Below are 19159 nucleotides of genomic sequence, written 5' to 3' on the forward strand. Positions count from 1 at the left end.
ATGACTAGAGATATTTTACTAGAGAATTTGAAGAAATATTTTGGCTATGATTCATTTAGGGAAGGCCAAGAGGAGATAATAGAAAATATACTAGAGGGTAAAGACGTCCTAGGAGTCCTCCCAACAGGGGGTGGCAAGTCGATTTGCTATCAGTTACCCAGCCTAATTATGGATGGGATAAGTCTTGTAATCTCTCCTCTTATTTCTCTTATGAAAGATCAGGTTGATGCCCTAGAAGAAAATGGGATTGCTGCGACTTTTATAAATTCCTCCCTAAGCCTTGAAGCTTATAGGCAAAGCTTAACTGATATCAAAAGTGGCAAGGTGAAGCTTGTCTATATTTCCCCAGAAAGACTTGAAAATGAATTTTTTAGGGACTTTATCAAAGAGGTCAAAATTTCCTTCATAGCAGTCGATGAAGCTCATTGCATTAGCCAATGGGGTCATGATTTTAGGCCCTCTTATAAGCTTATAGCTAAGCTTTATGATATCCTTGGTAAGGTTCAAGTTACAGCCTTTACAGCGACAGCGACTAGGATGGTTAGGGAGGATATAATAAATAATCTCAAACTAAAAAGTCCCTTTGTAAGGGTAACTGGTTTTGATAGGAAAAATTTGTCTTTTCAAGTACAAAAACCCAAAAATAAATTATCTTACCTAAAAGACTACATCAAAGACCACGAAGATGATTCGGGGATAATCTATGCCTCAACTAGAAAAAGAGTCGATGCTATCTATAAAAGTCTAAAAAGCATGGGTCTTGCAGTTGGACGATACCATGCAGGTATGAGCGAAGAAGAAAGAAAGCTTAACCAAGAGGCCTTTATCTATGATGATAAGAAGATAATAGTTGCGACCAACGCCTTTGGTATGGGGATAGATAAATCAAATGTAAGATATGTCATCCACTACAATATGCCCAAGGATATGGAATCCTACTACCAAGAAGCTGGAAGGGCGGGAAGGGATGGAGAAGCTAGCGACTGCATCCTCCTTTATTCAGGCCAAGATATAATCATAAATAAGCATCTAATAAATCTTGGTAGAAATCCAGTCTATAAGAAAATCCAACTAGAAAAACTTCAAAGCATAATAAATTATGTAAATACTAGCACTTGCCTTAGGGCCTATATTCTAAATTACTTTGGCCAAGAAGCAAAAAGCACTTGCGATAATTGCTCAAACTGCCTATCCGATGTCAAAAAACAAGACGCCACAGTCGATGCTCAGAAGATTCTTTCTTGCATATACAGGCTAGATCAAAGATATGGACTAAATACAGTCGTAGAATGTCTTAGGGCATCTACTAGCAAAAATTCCATAGAAAAAAATCTCAAGGCAGTTTCAACCTATGGGATCATGAAAGATAAATCAAAAACCTATATCAAAGACCTAATAGGCCTACTAACAGCAGATGGCTATATCAAAGTAAGTGGGGCTACCTATCCAGTCCTAAAACTTACAGAAAAATCCAAAGACTTACTTTTTGCTAAGGAAAAAATCTCCATAACTATTAGGCAAGAAGACAGAAAAAAAGTTAGCAAAAATACTTCTGCTAATGATGATTCTTACGACAAAAATCTTTTCAAACACCTAAAGGCGGTAAGACTAGATATGGCGAAAAAAAGAAATATCCCACCCTTTATAATTTTCTCAGACGCAAGCCTAAAAGAAATGGCTCAGAAAAAACCACAGACCGAAGAAGAAATGCTTGGAGTAAAGGGGGTAGGAGATAAAAAACTCATCCAATATGGAGATATCTTCCTAGCAGAAATAATAGAATTTGGAAGAAAGAAGCTTTAAAAAGCAGAAATACTATAAAAAAACTCGGCTTACTTTGTATGTAAGTCGAGTTTTCTTGTTATAGTAAGTTTATTCCCTTGCTAGCTAGGGCCTTTCTTTGTTCATCTGGCCAGTAGGATACTTGTACTTCTCCTATGTGGGCCTTTTGGAGGAAGAACATACATAGTCTTGATTGACCGATTCCGCCACCTATAGTTTGTGGGAGTTTGCCATCTATCAAGAGTTTGTGGTAATACAAGTTTAGTCTGTCAAGATTACCTGTTAGCTTCAATTGCTCATTTAAGCTTTCAGGATTTACCCTTATACCCATTGAAGAAATCTCTAGGCAATCATCGAGGACTGGGTTGTAGACTAAGATATCTCCATTAAGTTGCCAATCGTCATAGTCAGGAGCACGAAGGTCGTGTTTTTCGCCGTTTGATAGGGTCTTTCCTATTTGCATTAGAAAGACTGATCCATATTCTAGGACTGCTTCTCTTTCTCTTTCCTTGGCAGTTTTATCAGGATATTTTTGTAAAAGCTCCTCACTTGTCATAAAAGTTATTTGATCTTTGAGAAGTTTTTTCCTGCTTGGGATAAGAGTGCAAAGATATTCGTCGAGGGACTTCATAGTCCTGTAGATTGTTTCTACGATTTGTTTTAGATAGTCGACTTTTCTCTCATCATCATCCATGATTAGCTCCCAGTCCCATTGGTCGACATAAAAGGAGTGGGTGTTATCAGGAACTTCACAACGTCTTATGGCGTTCATGTCTGTGTATAGACCTTCATGCATTTTGAACTTGTATTCACCAAGGGCATATCTTTTCCACTTAGCAAGAGAATGGACAATTTCCATCTCAGCATGATCTGCTTCTGGAAGGTCGAATTTTACTGGAGTCTCGACGCCATTTAAGTTGTCGTTAAGACCTGAAGAACCTGATACAAAAAGTGGTGCTGTAACACGCTTTAAGTTTAGGTTATTGGCAAGGTTGATTTGGAAATAATCTTTTATTTCTTTAATCAACAGTTGTGTCTTGTAAAGATCTTCATTACTTTTGTAATTTTCTGGTATAACTAACTTATTCATATTAACTCCTTTTTTTAATAAGTAATAATATACCCCAGTTCTTGGAAAAAATAAATAGAAAAGTTTTTACTAATTTGTAAAATGTGATATAATACTTACGAGTAGTCAACGTGGACTATTCGGAAATTTTTTCATAATATATAAGGAGAGACTATGAAAAGAAAAATTAGTGTTATGCTTTTATCTTTGCTTTTCGCGGTAACGCTTTCAGCATGTGGTGCTAAGGCTCCTGCCAAAGAAGAGGCTAAGGAAGAAACTAAAACAGAAGAAGCCAAAGATAAAAAAGAAGAAGCAAAAGACGAAAAGAAGGACGATGAGAAGAAGGCAAAGAGTGATTTGACAGTTTTTGCTGCTGCATCTATGACAGAGTCTTTAAATGAATTAAAGGCTATTTTCGAAAAAGAAAATCCAGATATTAATCTTGTTTACAATTTCGATTCTTCAGGAACTTTAAAGACTCAAATTTCTGAGGGAGCTAATTGCGATGTATTTATCTCAGCTGCTAAAAAACAAATGGATGCCCTTGATCCTAAGAGCGACAAGAAGGATAGCGATGTTACAATCGACTCTAACACAAGATTTGACCTATTAGAAAATGAAGTTACTCTTGCAGTAAAAGAAGACTCTGATAAGGATATCAAATCATTTGAAGATATCAACACAGATAAGGTTTCTACAATTGCCCTTGGTAACGCAGATGTTCCAGTTGGTCAATATTCAGAATCTCTACTTAAAAACATGGGAATTTGGGATGCTATTCAAAGCAAGGTTAGCTTTGGTTCAAATGTAAAAGAAGTAACTTCTTGGGTAAAGGAAGGTGCTGTTGATTGTGGTATTATTTACTCAACAGATGCTAAGGCAGCAGGACTTAAAATTGTAGCTACTGCAGATCCTGCTAAGCTTGACAAGAAGGTTATTTATCCAGCAGCCCTAGTTGATAAATCAGCTAACAAAGAAGCTGGTCAAAAATTCCTTGACTTCCTAAAGAGTGATAAGGCAAGTGAAATATTTACTAAATATGGTTTTAAAGCTGCTAAATAGGTGATTTATGAATCTATTTCCCTTATATAATTCGTTAAGAATAGCGTTGATTTCAACTTTCTTTACATTCTTTATAGGGATATTTTTAGCATATCAAATCAAGAAATTAAATCCAACAATTAAGGGGATTCTGGATGTAGTATTGACTCTACCTCTAGTTTTACCTCCAACAGTTGTTGGATTTTTTCTCTTAAAGACTCTTGGTCCTAATAATTCCATAGGTCAATTTTTTGGCTCAATAAATGTAAGTCTTGTTATGAGATGGTATTCAGCTATATTTGCGACAATCATTGTAACTTTTCCTTTGATGTATAGGACTAGTAGGGGAGCCTTTGAGGCCTTTGATATGAACTTAAAATATGCCGGACAGACTTTGGGTAAAACAAATACTTGGATTTTTTGGAGGATAATTCTTCCAAATTGTAAGAAGGAAATACTAGCAGGTCTTATACTTGCTTTTGCAAGGGCCCTTGGAGAATATGGAGCGACCAGCATGGTATCAGGTTACATACCGAACAAAACTGCGACCATATCCACAACTGTTTATCAGCTTTGGAGGATCGGTCAGGATGGACTCGCTTACAAATGGGTATTTATAAATGTAGCAATTTCTTTTGTTGTTTTGATTTTCCTAAACCTTCTTGAAAATAAGGAGGAGAAGTATGCTAATTTGTAAGATAAGAAAAGATTTTAAGAAATTTAGCCTTGATGTAGATTTCAAGATGGAAAATGAAACTCTTGGATTTCTTGGAGCAAGCGGTTCGGGCAAGAGTTTGACCTTAAAATGTATAGCAGGTCTTATTAGACCTGATTCAGGAAAAATTATCTTAAATGGAAGGACGCTTTTCGATTCAGAAAAGAAAATTAATTTGAAACCCCAAGATAGGAGGGTCGGCTATCTCTTCCAGGACTATGCACTTTTTCCAAATTTTACAGTAGAAGAAAATGTAAAGACAGGTCTAAGAGAGGATAGGGATATAAGTGATAAACTCAAGGAGATGCACATCTACCATATCAAGGACAAACTTCCTAAATATATTTCAGGAGGAGAAAAACAAAGGACAGCCCTTTGTAGGATTCTCGTCAATAAGCCTGATATACTTTTGTTGGACGAGCCTTTTTCTGCCCTTGATGAGTTTCTCAAAAATTCTATCGAAGCAGAGGTTTTAAATATTATTAATAGATATGACCTTAAAACGATACTAGTAAGTCATAGTAAGGATGAAGCCTACAGGATTTGTGATAATATTATTAGTATTACTAAGGGTCATAGTGCCAAGAAAAAAACCACCAAGGACTTTTTCGCCAGACCAGATAGCCTTACTGAGGCAAAGCTTATTGGTATTAATAACTTCACAAGCTTTAGGGAAACTTCTCCTGGCAAGTATTTTGCCAATAATTGGGGAATCGAAATATCGGCTGATAGGCTTGATACTTCATTTCTTTATGCTATAAGGTCTAAGGATATTACAGTTTCAAAAAATAAAGAATTTAATAATTCCTACAAGCTTGATAAGTTTAGGCTTGTAGAAAATATTGATTCCTATACAATAATATATAATACGGATCAAGAAAAGTACGATAATATAAGGATTAGCCTTGACAAGGAAGTCTATCAAGATGATTTATATTTCAAAATAGACCCTGATAAGCTAATTAAATTGAAAGAAGGATGAGATGAAAGATCAATTTGGAAGAGAAATTTCATATCTTAGGATTTCTGTCACAGACAGGTGCAATTTTAGGTGTAAGTATTGCATAGGAGATGATGGGGTGGATCTTCTAAAGCATGAGGATATTCTATCGTATGAAGAAATCAAGGAAATCGCAGAAATTTGTGCTGACTTTGGTATAAAGAAGATAAGGGTAACGGGAGGCGAACCCTTTGTAAGGAGGGGCCTTCTCAATCTCTTTGAGATGCTTACAAAAATAGATGGAATTGAAGATATTGGTGTAACTACCAACGGATCAAAAATCTACGATAAGTTAGAAAGGCTAAGGGAGCTTGGTATTAAGAGAATTAATTTTAGCCTTGATACCCTGGATAGGGATAAGTTTAGGCAAATTACCAAGGTGGATTGCCTTAATGAAGTGAAAAAATCTATAAATAAGGCCCTAGAGCTTGGTTTTAGGGTTAAAATAAATACAGTCCTTATCAAGGGCTTCAATGATAAAGAGGTGGATGATTTTATTTCCCTAACAAAAGATAGGGACCTTGAAGTAAGATTTATAGAACTTATGCCTATAGGTAAGGATTTGGACTTTGATAGGGAAAATTTCATGGAAGTAAGCTCCTTGCTTAAAAATTATTCCTATGAAGACCTTTCCTATGATGGGGTGGCGAGAATTTATAAGATTGACACCTACAAGGGAAGGGTTGGACTGATTTCTCCTCTAAGCCATAAATTCTGTACTTCTTGTGATAAGATAAGACTTACTTCTGATGGTAAAATCAAGGCTTGTCTTCATTCTAAGGAGGAGATAAGGCTAAAGGGACTTAGCAGAGAAGAAAAGATAGAAACTATTAAAAGGGCGATTTTTAGTAAGCCAAAAAGACATTATTTGAATAATAAGGGCAGTGAAAGCCTTAGGAGCATGAGCTCTATAGGAGGATAGATGGAAAAATTTAGTCATTTAGATGAAAATGGAAATGCGAGAATGGTCGATGTATCAGATAAAAAAGCAACAGATAGGCGAGCTGTAGCGAAAGCTTGCGTCCATTTGAATGAGAAGTGCTACAAGATGGTCAAAAATCAAGAGATAAAAAAGGGTGATGTCCTAACTGTAGCCAAGGTTGCAGGGATTATGGCAGCAAAGAATACCTCAAATCTCATTCCCATGTGTCATCCTATAAATCTTACTTCTATAGAAATCGACTTTAAGATGGACGATAACGAGCATAGGATTGATATTTTTGTAGAAGCTAAGCTAAATGCCAAAACTGGTGTGGAGATGGAAGCTCTTACGGGGGCAAGCCTAGCTGCTCTTACAATTTATGATATGTGTAAGGCCGTCCAAAAGGATATAGAAATAAGTGGTGTGAAGTTACTCAGAAAAGAGGGAGGAAAGAGCGGAGATTATGTCAATGAAAGTAGTATCGGTTAATATAAGCGAGAAGAAGGGTACAATCAAAGTTCCAGTAGAAAAAATCGAGCTTAGAGAAAATCATGGCATAGTTGGTGATGCCCATGCTGGAAATTGGCATAGGCAAGTTTCCCTTCTCGCAATAGAATCTCTAAGGAAAATGCAAAAGAAACTTCCAAGGCTAAAGCCTGGAGATTTCGCAGAAAATATTATGACAGAAGGCATCATCCTCCATACCCTTCCTATTGGAACTAAGCTAAGGATCGGTTCTTGCGAGCTAGAAGTAACTCAAATAGGTAAACAGTGCCATAAGGGATGCGAGATTAGAAATATTACAGGCGAATGTATTATGCCAACAGAGGGAATATTTGCTATTGTAAAAAAGATTGGGACAATTTATCCTGGAGATGAGATTAAGGTGGTAGAAAATGATTAAGAAAATTAGGGTAGAAGATGCTATTGGTCTACCTCTTCTTCACGACTTTACAGCTATCATGACAGATGGCTTTAAGGGAGTGAAATTTAAGAGGGGCCATATAGTAAGAGAAGAAGATATAGACGAGTTAAAAAATATAGGAAAAGATCATATCTATGTGGGTGAACTTGAAAAGGGTCAGGTCCATGAAGTAGATGCGATTGACGAAATTTCATCATTGCTTGTAGGGGAAAATATCAATATATCAGACATAAGCGAAGGAAAAATAACTCTAACAAGTAAGGTCAGAGGAGTTTTTGTAATTAATAGGAAACTTTTAAGGGCTATTAATGAAATCGGCGATTACACAATCTCATCCAAGAGGTCTTATATAAGTGTTAATCCTAATGATAAATTAGCAAGTGGACGAATTGTTCCCCTATGGACAGAAAGATGGCAAGTCGAAAAAGCTAAGGAAATTTTAAAAGAAGGTCCAGTATTTGAAGTTAAGGAATTTAAAAAACTTAAAGTAGGATGTATCATTACCGGCGATGAAGTCTATTATGGAAGGATAAAGGATGCCTTTAAGCCTGTACTAGAAGAAAAATTAAGTAACTTTCCAAGCGAGCTTTTGGCCTACACTTTCTTGCCAGATGATGAAGAAAAGCTTGTAGAAACTTATAAGACCTACAAAGAAATGGGTGCGGATTTGGTAATATTTACAGGTGGCATGAGTGTAGATCCAGATGATATAACCCCATCTGCCATAAGAAGAGCTGGATCAGAATTTATCATCCAAGGCATACCAATGCAACCAGGAAATATGCTTACCCTTGCCAGAGATGGCAAAACATACCTAATGGGAGTGCCTGGGGCTAGTATGCATTGTAAAATTACAAGCTTCGACTATTTCCTACCAAGGGTCTTTGCAGGCCTTGATCTAAAAAAGGAAGACTTCCTAGAAATGGCTGAAGGAGGACTCTTGTGATTTTTACGGCAGCAGTCTTAACTATATCTGATAGGGCAAGTGCTGGTATTTATGAAGATAAAAGTGGCAAGCTTTTAGAAAAAGAGCTAAGAGATTTTGGTATAGAGCCTGTAAAATACGAAATAATACCTGATGACTTTGAGAAAATTAAAGAAAAACTCATAGAATATTCTAACGAGGCAATTTCCCTAGTAATAACAAGTGGCGGTACAGGTTTATCCAAAAGAGATAATACACCTGAGGCAAGCCTTGCGGTTTTTGACAAAAGGGTTCCTGGCATAGGAGAAGCTATGAGAAAAGAATCGGCGAAAATAACTCCTAGGGCCTACCTATCAAGGGCAGAAGCTGGAATTAGAAAAGATACTTTGATAATAAATTTCCCTGGAAGCCCCAAAGCTTGCAAGGAAAACTTCGAAATAATAAAAGCCTTCCTAATACATGGTCTAGAAACCATAGCAGGAATTGATAAACATAATAAGTGATGGATTTTAATTTTTAAAATTTACGACAAAAAGCAGACTCCGAAGGGAAAGCCTGCTTTTTACTTTTCAACATTTAAAATTTTGCTAATTTTTTCGATAGATTCATCCGTAATCGTTGTCGACCAATTTTTCTTTAGGGCAGCTAGACTTCCCTCAAGATTCTTGGCCTTGAAGTTTTCTATGATAATCTTATGTTCATTGTATGTAGATGGGGCCTTGTGGACGTCTTTAGCCTTGTAAAAACAAATTTCGAATCGCTTTAACCTCTTTTTCAATCTGTCTAGTATTGGCTTAATCTCCTTGTTTTCGGTAAGGGAGATGATTAAATCGTGGAAGTCATTATCAAGCTCCATAACTTTCATGATATTGTTTTTCATATGTTCTTCTTTTATCTTCTCATTAATTGCCGTAAGCTTATCAATGAAAGAATCGTCTATTTTAGAGAAATTCTCCCTAAGTATATAAGCTTCTAGATCATAAATAAGAGGATAAATATCCTTCAGTCTTTCAACCCTAATAGGAGCGACCATGGTCCATTGGTTAGCCTTACTTATTACCAAGTCTTCATTTTCTAATTTAAGAATAGCTTCCCTAACTGGCGTTCTTGATATACCAAGTTCTTTTGATAGTTCGGAAATCTTTAGCTGGGTATAAGGGGCAAGCTTACCTTCTATTATCTGATCGTGGATGATGTTGTATGCTTCGTCTTTTACGAAGGTTCTTTTTATTTTATTCGAGTCTTTTTTTGTCATAATATGCCTCTCCATTCTGTATTATTATAACACATAATTAAAAATTTAACACAAAAATGAAAGCGTTTAAATTTTATTTGACAATTGGGGAAATTGATTCTATAATATAAGTGATATATCACATACCACTTATTTATTATGGCTTAAGATTCAAAATTCACAAATGCTTTTTAAAGCCAGTCAAGGATGTATCGATTATAGTTAGAAAGGATGTAATTTTGGAAGAGAGATATAATATTGTACTAAATGATATTAGTAAAAGAGAAAAGGCTCCACTTGATTTTATCAACGAGCAAGTAGTAAACACTGCACAAAAATTTCATGAAAGTTTTCCTGACTATGAAAAAACCCCACTAGTAAGACTATCAAACTTGGCCAAACAATTTGGTGTTAAGGAAATATTTGTTAAGGATGAGTCTTATAGATTCGGCTTAAATGCCTTTAAGGTTTTGGGAGGATCTTTCGCCATAGGTAAGTACATAGCAGACAAGCTAGGTCTTGATATTGAAGATTTACCATTCGAGAAAATGATTTCAGATGAAATTAGACAAAAGCTTGGAGATGTTACTTTTGTTACTGCTACAGATGGTAACCACGGCAGGGGAGTAGCATGGACTGCAAATCAACTTAAACAAAAATGTGTAGTAATAATGCCTGACGGTTCAGCTATCGAAAGACGTGATAACATAAGGGCCTTGGGAGCAGAATGTGAGATAATGGATGGGCTTAACTACGACGCCTGCGTTAGACTAGCTAATAAGAATGCTGAAGAAAAAGGCTGGGTAATGGTTCAAGATACAGCGTGGGAAGGATATGAAAAGATTCCTACATGGATTATCCAAGGATATGCAACACTCGCAAAAGAAGCAAATGATCAACTAAAAGAAGCAGGCTTTAAGCCAAGCCATATTTTTGCTCAAGCAGGAGTAGGATCTTTTGCAACAGGAGTTACAGGATATTTCTCATCTGTTTATAAAGCAGAAGAAAAACCATTCATAACTATAGTTGAGCCAGAAAAAGCAAATTGCAACTTCATAACAGCTAAGGCTGATGATGGTAAGATTCACCATGTTACAGGTAAGATGGATACAATAATGGCAGGTCTTGCTTGTGGTGAACCTGTTACAGTTGGTTGGCCTGTGCTTCATTCTTATGCTGACGCTTTCCTTTCAGTTCCAGATAAGGCAGCTGCTAGGGGAATGAGAATATTAGGAAATCCACTAAAGGATGATAGGAAAATCATCTCAGGAGAAAGTGGAGCTGCAACAATGGGTCCTCTTTCAGAAATTCTTCAAAGAAAAGACTTGGAAGAAATAAAGAAAGACCTAAAATTAGATGAAAATTCAGTTATCCTTCTAATTTCTACAGAAGGCGATACAGACTATGAACACTACAGAAGAGTTGTTTGGGATGGAATTTATCCTAACGAAGAAGAATATAAATACACTATACAAAGATAATATAAGGAGATAAAAATATGACACAAGATATCAAAAAATTAATCGACGAACTACAAGAACTTGACCACGAAAAACTTTTCGGAAATGACTTCTTCCACACATGGGATAAATCACAAGACGAACTTAAAGCAATCTGGAAAACAGCAGACATCCTAAGAGCTATGAGAGAAGAAAATATCTCACCAAAAATCTTTGACTCAGGTCTTGGAATTTCACTTTTCAGAGACAACTCAACAAGAACAAGATTCTCTTTTGCTTCAGCTTGTAACCTTCTAGGTCTTGAAGTTCAAGACTTAGATGAAGGAAAAAGCCAAATCGCTCACGGTGAAACAGTAAAAGAGACAGCAAACATGATTTCTTTCATGGCTGATGTTGTTGGTATCAGAGATGATATGTATATAGGCAAAGGCTACAAATACATGAAAGAATTCTCAGAATATGTACAAGAAGGATACGATGATGGCGTTCTTGAACAAAGACCAACCCTAGTTAACCTTCAATGCGACATTGACCACCCAACTCAATCAATGGCTGACCTTAACCATGTAATTCACGAATTTGGTGGAATTGAAAACCTAAAGGGCAAAAAAGTAGCTATGACATGGGCTTACTCACCATCATATGGTAAACCACTTTCAGTACCACAAGGTATTTCTGGTCTATTTACAAGACTTGGAATGGATGTAGTTCTAGCTCACCCAGAAGGATATGAAATAATGCCAGAAGTTGAAGAAATCGCTAGAAAGAACGCTGAACAATACGGTGGAAGCTTCAAGGTTACAAACTCAATGGAAGAAGCATTCAAGGATGCTGATATAGTTTATCCAAAATCTTGGGCACCATTCGCAGCTATGGAAGAGAGAACAAAGCTTTATGGAGAAGGTGATCAAAAGGGAATTGATGAACTTGAAAAGAGACTTCTAGAACAAAACAAAAACCACATGGATTGGGAATGTACAGAAGAGATGATGAAGCTTACAAAAGACGGAAAAGCTTTATACATGCACTGCCTACCAGCAGACATCACAGGCGTATCTGCAGAACACGGAGAAGTAGCTGATACAGTATTTGATAGATATAGAGTTCCATTATACAAAGAAGCAAGCTTCAAACCATACATCATAGCAGCTATGATTCTTCTACAAAAGGTAGAAAATCCAGAAGAAAAACTTAGAGAATTAGTTGACAAAGCAAAGAAGAGATTAGATAAATAAGGAGGAAAAAATGACAGAATTTAAAAATATTGATTTTGACGCTATTAAGGAAAAAGCAGGCGAATATAAAGAAGACATGGTAGCTTTCTTAAGAGATTTAATCAAACTTAAAGGTGAATCTTGCGAAGAAGGCGACAAGGCAAAAAGAATTAAAGCTGAAATGGAAAAAGTTGGCTTTAACAAGGCTTGGATTGATGGACAAGGAAACGTACTTGGAGAAATGGGCGAAGGTAAAAGACAAATTGCTTTTGATGGCCATATCGACACAGTAGGTATAGGAAATATAGAAAACTGGGAATTTGATCCATATGATGGCTTCGAAGATGATAACTTCATAGGTGGACGTGGAAGTTCAGACCAACTTGGTGGACCAGTTGCTGCAGTATATGGAGCAAAAATCCTTAAAGACCTTGGCTACCTAAACGATGAATACAGAGTTTTAGTTACAGGAACAGTTCAAGAAGAAGACTGTGATGGAAACTGCTGGTTATATATGATTGAACAAGAAGGAATCAAACCAGAATTTGTAGTATCAACAGAACCAACAGATGGTGGTATCTATAGAGGACAAAGAGGAAGAATGGAAATCAGAGTTGACGTACAAGGAGTTTCTTGCCACGGTTCAGCTCCAGAAAGAGGAGATAACGCAATCTATAAGATGGCTGACATCCTTAAAGAAATCGAAGCATTAAACGAAAACCCAGCTGACGATTCAGTTGAAATCAAAGGTCTTGTAAAGATGCTTGATGAAAAATACAACCCAGAATACAAAGAAGCTAACTTCCTTGGACGTGGAACAGTAACAACAAGCCAAATCTTCTTTACATCTCCATCAAGATGTGCAGTAGCAGATTCATGCTCAATCTCACTAGACAGAAGAATGACAGCTGGTGAAACATGGCAATCTTGTATCAAAGAAATCGAAGATCTTCCATCAGTTAAAAAACATGGAGCAAAAGTTTCTATGTATGACTACAAGAGAGCAAGCTGGAAAGGTCTTGAATATGAACAAGAAGCTTACTTCCCAACATGGGTAATTCCAGAAGATCACCAAGTTACAAAAGCTCTTGAAGATGCTTACAAGAACCTTTATGGTGATAAGAGAATAGCTCCTCCAATTGCAAAAGAAGAAGAAAAGAGAGCTTCTCGTCCACTAACAGATAAATGGACATTCTCAACAAACGGTGTAGCTATAATGGGTCGTCACAATATCCCAACAATAGGATTTGGACCAGGAGCAGAAGATCAAGCTCACGCACCAAACGAAGTTACCTTCAAACAAGACTTAGTTACATGTGCAGCAGTTTATGCAGCCCTACCACTTGTTTATACACAAGAAACAAAATAGGTAATAGATGAATAAGAAAATATTAGTAGCTCTCGGGGGTAATGCTTTAGGCAATACCCCTTCTGAGCAAAAAGAAGCGGTAAAAATAACAGCAACTGCTATTGCAGGGCTAGTTAAAGAAGGTTACAAGGTTATAGTTTGCCATGGAAATGGCCCACAAGTTGGTATGATTAACTTAGCTATGATGACAGGTGCAGAGGCTAATCCTAAAGTTCCATTTATGCCTTTTCCTGAATGCGGAGCTATGAGCCAAGGATATATTGGCTATCATCTTCAAAATGCTCTTGAAAATGAGTTTATCAAAGATGGTATAGAAAACCCAGTGGTAAGCCTAGTAAGCCAAGTTATGGTAGATGCCGAAGATCCTGCTTTTTCTAATCCAACCAAGCCAATCGGAGACTTCTATACAGAAGAAGAAGCTAAGAAGCTTGAAGAAGAAAAAGGCTTTGTGATGAAAGAGGATGCAGGTCGTGGTTATAGACGTGTTGTAGCAAGCCCTAAGCCAGTTGATATAGTAGAAAAAAGAGCTATCACAACCCTATCAGATAGTGGATGTGTAGTAATTGCTGCTGGTGGTGGCGGAATTCCTGTTATAAGAGAAAATGACAGCTATGTAGGAGTTGATGCTGTTATCGACAAGGACTTCTCTTCAGCTAAGCTTGCAGAGCTTGTTGATTGTGATGTGCTTGTAATTCTTACATCAGTTGAAAAAGTTGCTATCAATTTTGGAAAAGAAAATCAAGAAGACCTAGACAGATTGACCATCGAAGAAGCTGAAAGGCATATAGCAGATGAGCAATTTGCCAAAGGATCTATGCTACCAAAAGTAGAAGCGGCTATGAGCTTCGTTGATAGCAAAGCAAATAGAAGTGCAGTTATAACTTCTTTGGAAAATGCTAAGGAAGCCTTAACTGGCAAGACAGGAACTTGGATTGTTAAAAATTAATAGGTAGGCGGCTAAGTACGCCTGCTTGTTAATATTTTTTGCATTTAAGAAGTAAACCTTTTCTTAGTTAGTGTAATATTATAGTAAATATGGGCCTAGCCCAGATAATTAGGAGAAATTATGAGTGAATATATGAGACCATTGCCGTTTAATCAGATTATTGAATGGGCGTTAAGTGAATATAAGAATGAAGGAAGAGTTTTTGGAGTTAGAAAAGAAGACTTTTACATAAATAAAACAGGCAAGAAATTGAAAACTGTTTTTGGTGATGAGATAAGTTCAGCTGTTGGTCCTGCTGCAGGCCCACATAGCCAACTTGCACAAAACATAATAGTATCATATCTAACTGGTTCAAGATTTATAGAACTAAAGACTGTTCAAAAAATGGATGGTAAAGAAATCCAAGAAGCTGTAAACAAACCATGTATTTTGGCGGAAGACGAATGTTATAACTGTGAGTGGTCAACAGAGCTTACAGTTGGAGAAGCCTTCAACGAATATATCAAGGCTTATTTTGCTATCCAAGTCCTTGCAAAAGAGTTTGGCCTAGCAGATAAGAAAGATTTTGCCTACAATATGTCAGTAGGTTATGACCTTGAAGGCATCAAAACCACAAAAGTCGACAACTACATCGAAGGCCTAAAGGATGCTTCAAATACAGAGATATTTAAAGAATGTAAGAAATTCTTGGAGGAAACAGACCTTTTAGAAAAATTTGGTAAGGATGACTTGGAGAAAATCAGCCCTAATGTCTGCAACTCTATCACCCTATCAACTCTCCACGGCTGTCCAGCCCATGAAATTGAGTCCATTGCAACTTATCTTTTAACAGAGAAAAATCTAAATACCTTTATCAAATGTAACCCAACCATGTTAGGTTATGAATATGCAAGAAAAACTCTTGATGATATGGGCTTCGATTATATAGCCTTTACAGATTTCCACTTCAACAATGACATCCAATATGAAGATGCAGTCTTGATGTTAGAAAGATTAATCAAACTCGGCAAGGAAAGAAATAAGGCTTTCGGTGTCAAGTTAACCAACACCTTCCCAGTTGATGTTAAGAGAAATGAACTACCATCACAAGAGATGTATATGTCAGGTAGGTCTCTTTTACCATTAACCATATCTATGGCAGCCATGCTTTCAAAGAGATTTGACGGAAATCTTCCAATCTCTTATTCAGGTGGAGCTGATGCTAGAAATATTAAAGAAATTTTTGGAGCAATTCGCCAACCAATTACAGTTGCAACAACAATCCTAAAACCAGGTGGATATCCAAGATTTAAGCAATTAGCAGAGCTTACTGAAGATATGCTAGATAATGAATATGGAAGACTTGATGTTGATAGGATAGTTGCCCTAAGAGATAAGATTATTAGCGATTGGCAAAATAATAAATTATATAGAGAAAAGGTTAAATCAAGAAAAACATCTTCAAACCTTCCTCTAACAGATTGTTTCAAGGCTCCTTGTAAGGATGGGGGTTGTCCAATTGCGCAACAAATCCCAGAATACCTAAAGCTTGTAGCTGATGGTAAGTTCGATAAGGCCTTTGAAGTTATAGCCAATGATAATACTGCACCAACAATTCTAGGAGAATTATGTGCCCACTACTGCCAAGACCACTGTACAAGGGTTGATTATGAAAAGACTCTACAAATCAGAGAAATGAAGTTAATTGCAGCAGATAATGCTCAAGAAGCTTTCCTTGAAAAACTTGAGGCAGTTGAACTTAAATCAGACAAGAAAGTTTGTGTAATAGGGGCAGGTCCTGCAGGTATTGCAGCAGCATCTTATTTAAGAAGAAATGGCCTTGACGTAACAGTATTTGAAAAATTAAGTAAGCCTTATGGTATAGTTAGCCATGTAATTCCTGACTTTAGAATCTCAGATGAAGAAATTGACAGGGATTATCAAATAGCCCTAAAACAAGGCGTAAAATTCGTCTTTGATACAGAAGTAAAAGAAACTTACCAAGAACTAAAGAAAGAATATGACTATGTTATAGTTGCAACAGGTGCTTGGAAAGAAGGGGTTTCTCCTGTCAAAGAAGGATCTGAAAATATCATAGATGCCTTAGATTTCTTATGGCAAGCAAGGATGGAAAAGGGAGTAAAACTCGGCAAGAAGGTAGCAGTTGTTGGAGCAGGAGATGTTGCCATGGACTGTACAAGAACAGCAGCTCGTCAAGCTGGTGTTGATGAAGTATGCCTAGTTTATAGAAGAACTGAAGCCTACATGCCTGCAACCCAAGAAGAAGTAAATGATGTTAAGAAAGAAGGCCACAAGATACTAGAGCTACTTGCGCCAATTTCTTATGATGGCAAAATCCTAAAATGCGAAAAGATGAAACTCGGTGATTTCGACCAAAGTGGAAGAAAGAGAGTTGAAGGCACTGGAGAATTTGTAGAAATGGAATTCGACAATGTTATAGGAGCAACTGGAGCTAGGGTAGATAGCCAACAATTTATCGACAATAATATTAACCTTGATGATAGAAATAGACCAAAACTTTTACCAACAAGCGAATCAAATATAGAAAACGTATATATCATAGGCGATTGCAAAACTGGAGCTTCTACAATAGTTAAGGCCATGGGAGATGCAAAAACTGTTGCCCTAGACATCCTCAAGAAGGAAGGCCTTGGAAATGACTTTAAGAAATTCGAAGTCAAAGAAGAGAAGGAAACACTCTACAATAAGAGAGGAAAACTCTTAGATGTAAAAGAAGGCAAAAACGAAGGAAATAGATGCCTCAAATGCGATCAAATCTGTGAAGTATGTACAGAAGTTTGCCCAAATAGAGCTAATGCACAAATAAGAGTAGAAGGCTTCAACAACCTCCACCAAATCATCCACCTAGATGGAATGTGCAACGAATGTGGCAACTGTGGAGTATTCTGTCCTCATGCTGGAAGACCTTACAAAGATAAGTTTACAGTATTCTGGAGCGAAGAGGATTTCCTTGACTCTACAAACGTAGGTATCCTAAACCTAGACGATGGAAGTTACAAAGTAAGATTAGAAAATGGAAATATCATCCAAACAAGGGATATAGAAAAAGATTTAAGCGAAAATCTTGTTAGATTAATAAAAGTCATAGAAAAAGACTATGCTTACTATCTAAAACCTAGTCTAGTTTTAAATAAATAAAAAAAGGAGCAAGCATGATAATTACAGCAAAAGCTATAATAGCAAACGACGAAGCTAATAACTTCTACGAAAATTCAGCAATCTTCATCAAAGACAATCTCATAAAAGATATAGGAAAAACTGAAGATATAATCAAAAAATATCCGAATGAAGAAGTTATCGATAAATCTGACAAACTTGTAATGCCAGGTCTAATTTGTGCTCACTCACACATCTATTCATCATATGCAAGAGGTATGGCTGCATCAAAACCAACCGACAACTTCTTCCATGTTTTGGAAAACCTATGGTGGGCCCTAGATAAACAATTAAAACTAGAAGACGTTAAAATCAACGGTCTTGTAACCTATATGGAATCAATCCAAAATGGTGTAACAACTATAATCGACCACCATGCTGGCCCAAACTCCATAGAAGGATCATTGTTTACCCTTGCAGAAGCAGCAAAAGAAGTAGGAATGAGAGCAAGTCTTTGTTATGAATTATCAGACAGAGATGGGATGGAAAAAAGAGATCAAGGGATAAAGGAAAATATAGCATGGATTAAGCAAGCTCAAAAGGAAGACGACATGCTAAGCGGTCTATTCGGAATCCACGCTTCCTTTACAGTAAGTGATGAAACCCTTGATAAGGCGAGAGAGGCAATGGAAGGTGTCTATGATGGCTACCATGTTCACGTTGCAGAAGGAATTGAAGATCAATGGGAAACTATCAGAAAGCATGGCAAAAGAGTAGTTGAAAGACTCGAAGACTTTGACATATTCTCAGACCATACCCTATCAGTTCACAACGTTCATGTAAACGAAAGAGAAATGGATATCCTAAAACACCACAATGCTATGGCAGTATTTAATCCAGAAAGCAATATGAATAACGCCGTAGGTTGTCCACCAATCCTAAGAATGTTAGAAAAAGGAATCCTCGTTGGACTCGGAACAGATGCCTATACCAACGATATGTTTGAATCAATGAAAGTATCAAACATCCTCCTAGCTCATAATGCTTGCGATCCAACAAAGGGCTTTGCTGAAACCCTACAACTTCAATTCCAAAACAATCCAAAAATAATGGATAGATACCTAGAAAGAAAAGTTGGAAGAATAGAAGAAGGGGCTTATGCTGATATAATCACTATTGATTATGATCCACATACACCACTTAATGCTAACAACTGGGGTGGACACGCCCTCTTCGGTCTAACAGGAAGACTTGTAAATGATTCCATTATAAATGGTGAATTTGTAATGAAAGATAAGATAATAGTAAAGGTAGACCAAGCGAAAATCCACGCAGAATCAAGACAAAGAGCAAAGGAAATCTGGCCTAATATTTAGGCTGGATTATCCTAACACATAGGCGGATTTAGAAAACTTTCTGAAAACATTTTCTAAATCTGCT

The 19159-nt window shown here is 36.8% G+C and carries 17 protein-coding genes; 15 read left to right on the forward strand and 2 right to left on the reverse strand.

What is annotated here, in order from left to right; all coding sequences use genetic code 11:
• Positions 1 to 1803 carry a DNA helicase RecQ gene (recQ, locus tag HMPREF0077_RS04840; protein ID WP_004836854.1) on the forward strand — a complete coding sequence of 601 codons (1803 nt, stop codon included), beginning with the start codon at positions 1 to 3 and terminating at the stop codon, positions 1801 to 1803.
• A gap of 58 nt (positions 1804 to 1861) precedes the next feature.
• Here recQ and asnA read toward each other — a convergent pair whose 3' ends face one another.
• Complete coding sequence (asnA, locus tag HMPREF0077_RS04845) at positions 1862 to 2872, reverse strand: aspartate--ammonia ligase (protein WP_004836855.1); 1011 nt, start codon at positions 2870 to 2872, stop codon at positions 1862 to 1864.
• Between the two features lie 153 nt (positions 2873 to 3025).
• On the opposite strand from asnA, the gene modA reads away from it, so the two are divergent.
• From modA to HMPREF0077_RS04885, 8 genes are read left to right on the forward strand one after another with little or no spacing between them, the layout of a single operon-like run.
• A complete protein-coding gene (modA, locus tag HMPREF0077_RS04850; protein WP_004836856.1) occupies positions 3026 to 3913 on the forward strand; it encodes a molybdate ABC transporter substrate-binding protein in 888 nt (295 codons plus the stop codon).
• 7 nt (positions 3914 to 3920) lie between these two features.
• Positions 3921 to 4589 carry a molybdate ABC transporter permease subunit gene (gene modB, locus HMPREF0077_RS04855; protein ID WP_004836857.1) on the forward strand — a complete coding sequence of 223 codons (669 nt, stop codon included), beginning with the start codon at positions 3921 to 3923 and terminating at the stop codon, positions 4587 to 4589.
• Positions 4576 to 5589, forward strand: a complete 1014-nt coding sequence (locus HMPREF0077_RS04860; RefSeq protein WP_004836858.1) for a sulfate/molybdate ABC transporter ATP-binding protein — start codon at positions 4576 to 4578, stop codon at positions 5587 to 5589. Before modB ends, HMPREF0077_RS04860 begins: the two co-directional genes overlap by 14 nt.
• Before the next feature lies 1 nt (position 5590).
• Entirely contained in the window at positions 5591 to 6529 is a 939-nt protein-coding gene (moaA, locus tag HMPREF0077_RS04865; protein WP_004836859.1) for a GTP 3',8-cyclase MoaA, read from the forward strand.
• On the forward strand, positions 6530 to 7018 hold the full coding sequence (gene moaC / locus HMPREF0077_RS10635; protein WP_004836860.1) for a cyclic pyranopterin monophosphate synthase MoaC: 489 nt from the start codon (positions 6530 to 6532) through the stop codon (positions 7016 to 7018).
• Positions 6999 to 7433, forward strand: coding sequence for an MOSC domain-containing protein (locus tag HMPREF0077_RS10640; RefSeq protein ID WP_040349427.1), 435 nt, complete (start codon positions 6999 to 7001; stop codon positions 7431 to 7433). The genes moaC and HMPREF0077_RS10640 overlap by 20 nt, the downstream gene beginning before the upstream one ends.
• A complete protein-coding gene (locus HMPREF0077_RS04880) occupies positions 7426 to 8400 on the forward strand; it encodes a molybdopterin-binding protein (RefSeq protein WP_004836862.1) in 975 nt (324 codons plus the stop codon). Before HMPREF0077_RS10640 ends, HMPREF0077_RS04880 begins: the two co-directional genes overlap by 8 nt.
• Positions 8397 to 8882, forward strand: coding sequence for a MogA/MoaB family molybdenum cofactor biosynthesis protein (locus HMPREF0077_RS04885; RefSeq protein ID WP_004836863.1), 486 nt, complete (start codon positions 8397 to 8399; stop codon positions 8880 to 8882). The genes HMPREF0077_RS04880 and HMPREF0077_RS04885 overlap by 4 nt, the downstream gene beginning before the upstream one ends.
• A gap of 59 nt (positions 8883 to 8941) precedes the next feature.
• Here HMPREF0077_RS04885 and HMPREF0077_RS04890 read toward each other — a convergent pair whose 3' ends face one another.
• Positions 8942 to 9634, reverse strand: coding sequence for a GntR family transcriptional regulator (locus HMPREF0077_RS04890; RefSeq protein WP_040349428.1), 693 nt, complete (start codon positions 9632 to 9634; stop codon positions 8942 to 8944).
• Between the two features lie 218 nt (positions 9635 to 9852).
• Here HMPREF0077_RS04890 and dpaL point away from each other — a divergent pair, with 218 nt between their 5' ends.
• The 6 genes from dpaL (at position 9853) to ssnA (ending at position 19095) form a co-directional block, all read left to right on the forward strand.
• Positions 9853 to 11094: a diaminopropionate ammonia-lyase gene (dpaL, locus tag HMPREF0077_RS04895; protein ID WP_040349429.1), complete on the forward strand. Its 1242-nt coding sequence runs from the start codon at positions 9853 to 9855 to the stop codon at positions 11092 to 11094.
• Positions 11095 to 11111: 17 nt separating this feature from the next.
• The gene (gene ygeW / locus HMPREF0077_RS04900) at positions 11112 to 12308 is read left to right on the forward strand and encodes a knotted carbamoyltransferase YgeW (protein WP_004836866.1); all 1197 of its coding nucleotides are present in this window, start codon (positions 11112 to 11114) and stop codon (positions 12306 to 12308) included.
• Between the two features lie 10 nt (positions 12309 to 12318).
• Complete coding sequence (locus tag HMPREF0077_RS04905) at positions 12319 to 13656, forward strand: YgeY family selenium metabolism-linked hydrolase (RefSeq protein WP_004836867.1); 1338 nt, start codon at positions 12319 to 12321, stop codon at positions 13654 to 13656.
• Positions 13657 to 13663: 7 nt separating this feature from the next.
• Positions 13664 to 14602 carry a carbamate kinase gene (gene arcC, locus HMPREF0077_RS04910; protein WP_004836868.1) on the forward strand — a complete coding sequence of 313 codons (939 nt, stop codon included), beginning with the start codon at positions 13664 to 13666 and terminating at the stop codon, positions 14600 to 14602.
• A gap of 120 nt (positions 14603 to 14722) precedes the next feature.
• Positions 14723 to 17761, forward strand: a complete 3039-nt coding sequence (ygfK, locus tag HMPREF0077_RS04915) for a putative selenate reductase subunit YgfK (RefSeq protein ID WP_004836869.1) — start codon at positions 14723 to 14725, stop codon at positions 17759 to 17761.
• Between the two features lie 14 nt (positions 17762 to 17775).
• A complete protein-coding gene (gene ssnA / locus HMPREF0077_RS04920; protein ID WP_004836870.1) occupies positions 17776 to 19095 on the forward strand; it encodes a putative aminohydrolase SsnA in 1320 nt (439 codons plus the stop codon).
• The last annotated feature ends 64 nt before the right edge of the window (positions 19096 to 19159 follow it).

The sequence above is a fragment of the Anaerococcus tetradius ATCC 35098 genome, from assembly GCF_000159095.1.
GTDB classification, from domain to species: Bacteria; Bacillota; Clostridia; order Tissierellales; family Peptoniphilaceae; genus Anaerococcus; species Anaerococcus tetradius.

Bases quoted from the DNA above. Each gene is read 5' to 3' on its own strand.
- recQ (WP_004836854.1), top strand. From the start codon at position 1: ATGACTAGAGATATTTTACTAGAGAATTTGAAGAAATATTTTGGCTAT.
- asnA (WP_004836855.1), bottom strand. From the start codon at position 2,872: ATGAATAAGTTAGTTATACCAGAAAATTACAAAAGTAATGAAGATCTT.
- modA (WP_004836856.1), top strand. From the start codon at position 3,026: ATGAAAAGAAAAATTAGTGTTATGCTTTTATCTTTGCTTTTCGCGGTA.
- modB (WP_004836857.1), top strand. From the start codon at position 3,921: ATGAATCTATTTCCCTTATATAATTCGTTAAGAATAGCGTTGATTTCA.
- HMPREF0077_RS04860 (WP_004836858.1), top strand. From the start codon at position 4,576: ATGCTAATTTGTAAGATAAGAAAAGATTTTAAGAAATTTAGCCTTGAT.
- moaA (WP_004836859.1), top strand. From the start codon at position 5,591: ATGAAAGATCAATTTGGAAGAGAAATTTCATATCTTAGGATTTCTGTC.
- moaC (WP_004836860.1), top strand. From the start codon at position 6,530: ATGGAAAAATTTAGTCATTTAGATGAAAATGGAAATGCGAGAATGGTC.
- HMPREF0077_RS10640 (WP_040349427.1), top strand. From the start codon at position 6,999: ATGAAAGTAGTATCGGTTAATATAAGCGAGAAGAAGGGTACAATCAAA.
- HMPREF0077_RS04880 (WP_004836862.1), top strand. From the start codon at position 7,426: ATGATTAAGAAAATTAGGGTAGAAGATGCTATTGGTCTACCTCTTCTT.
- HMPREF0077_RS04890 (WP_040349428.1), bottom strand. From the start codon at position 9,634: ATGACAAAAAAAGACTCGAATAAAATAAAAAGAACCTTCGTAAAAGAC.
- ygeW (WP_004836866.1), top strand. From the start codon at position 11,112: ATGACACAAGATATCAAAAAATTAATCGACGAACTACAAGAACTTGAC.
- HMPREF0077_RS04905 (WP_004836867.1), top strand. From the start codon at position 12,319: ATGACAGAATTTAAAAATATTGATTTTGACGCTATTAAGGAAAAAGCA.
- arcC (WP_004836868.1), top strand. From the start codon at position 13,664: ATGAATAAGAAAATATTAGTAGCTCTCGGGGGTAATGCTTTAGGCAAT.
- ygfK (WP_004836869.1), top strand. From the start codon at position 14,723: ATGAGTGAATATATGAGACCATTGCCGTTTAATCAGATTATTGAATGG.
- ssnA (WP_004836870.1), top strand. From the start codon at position 17,776: ATGATAATTACAGCAAAAGCTATAATAGCAAACGACGAAGCTAATAAC.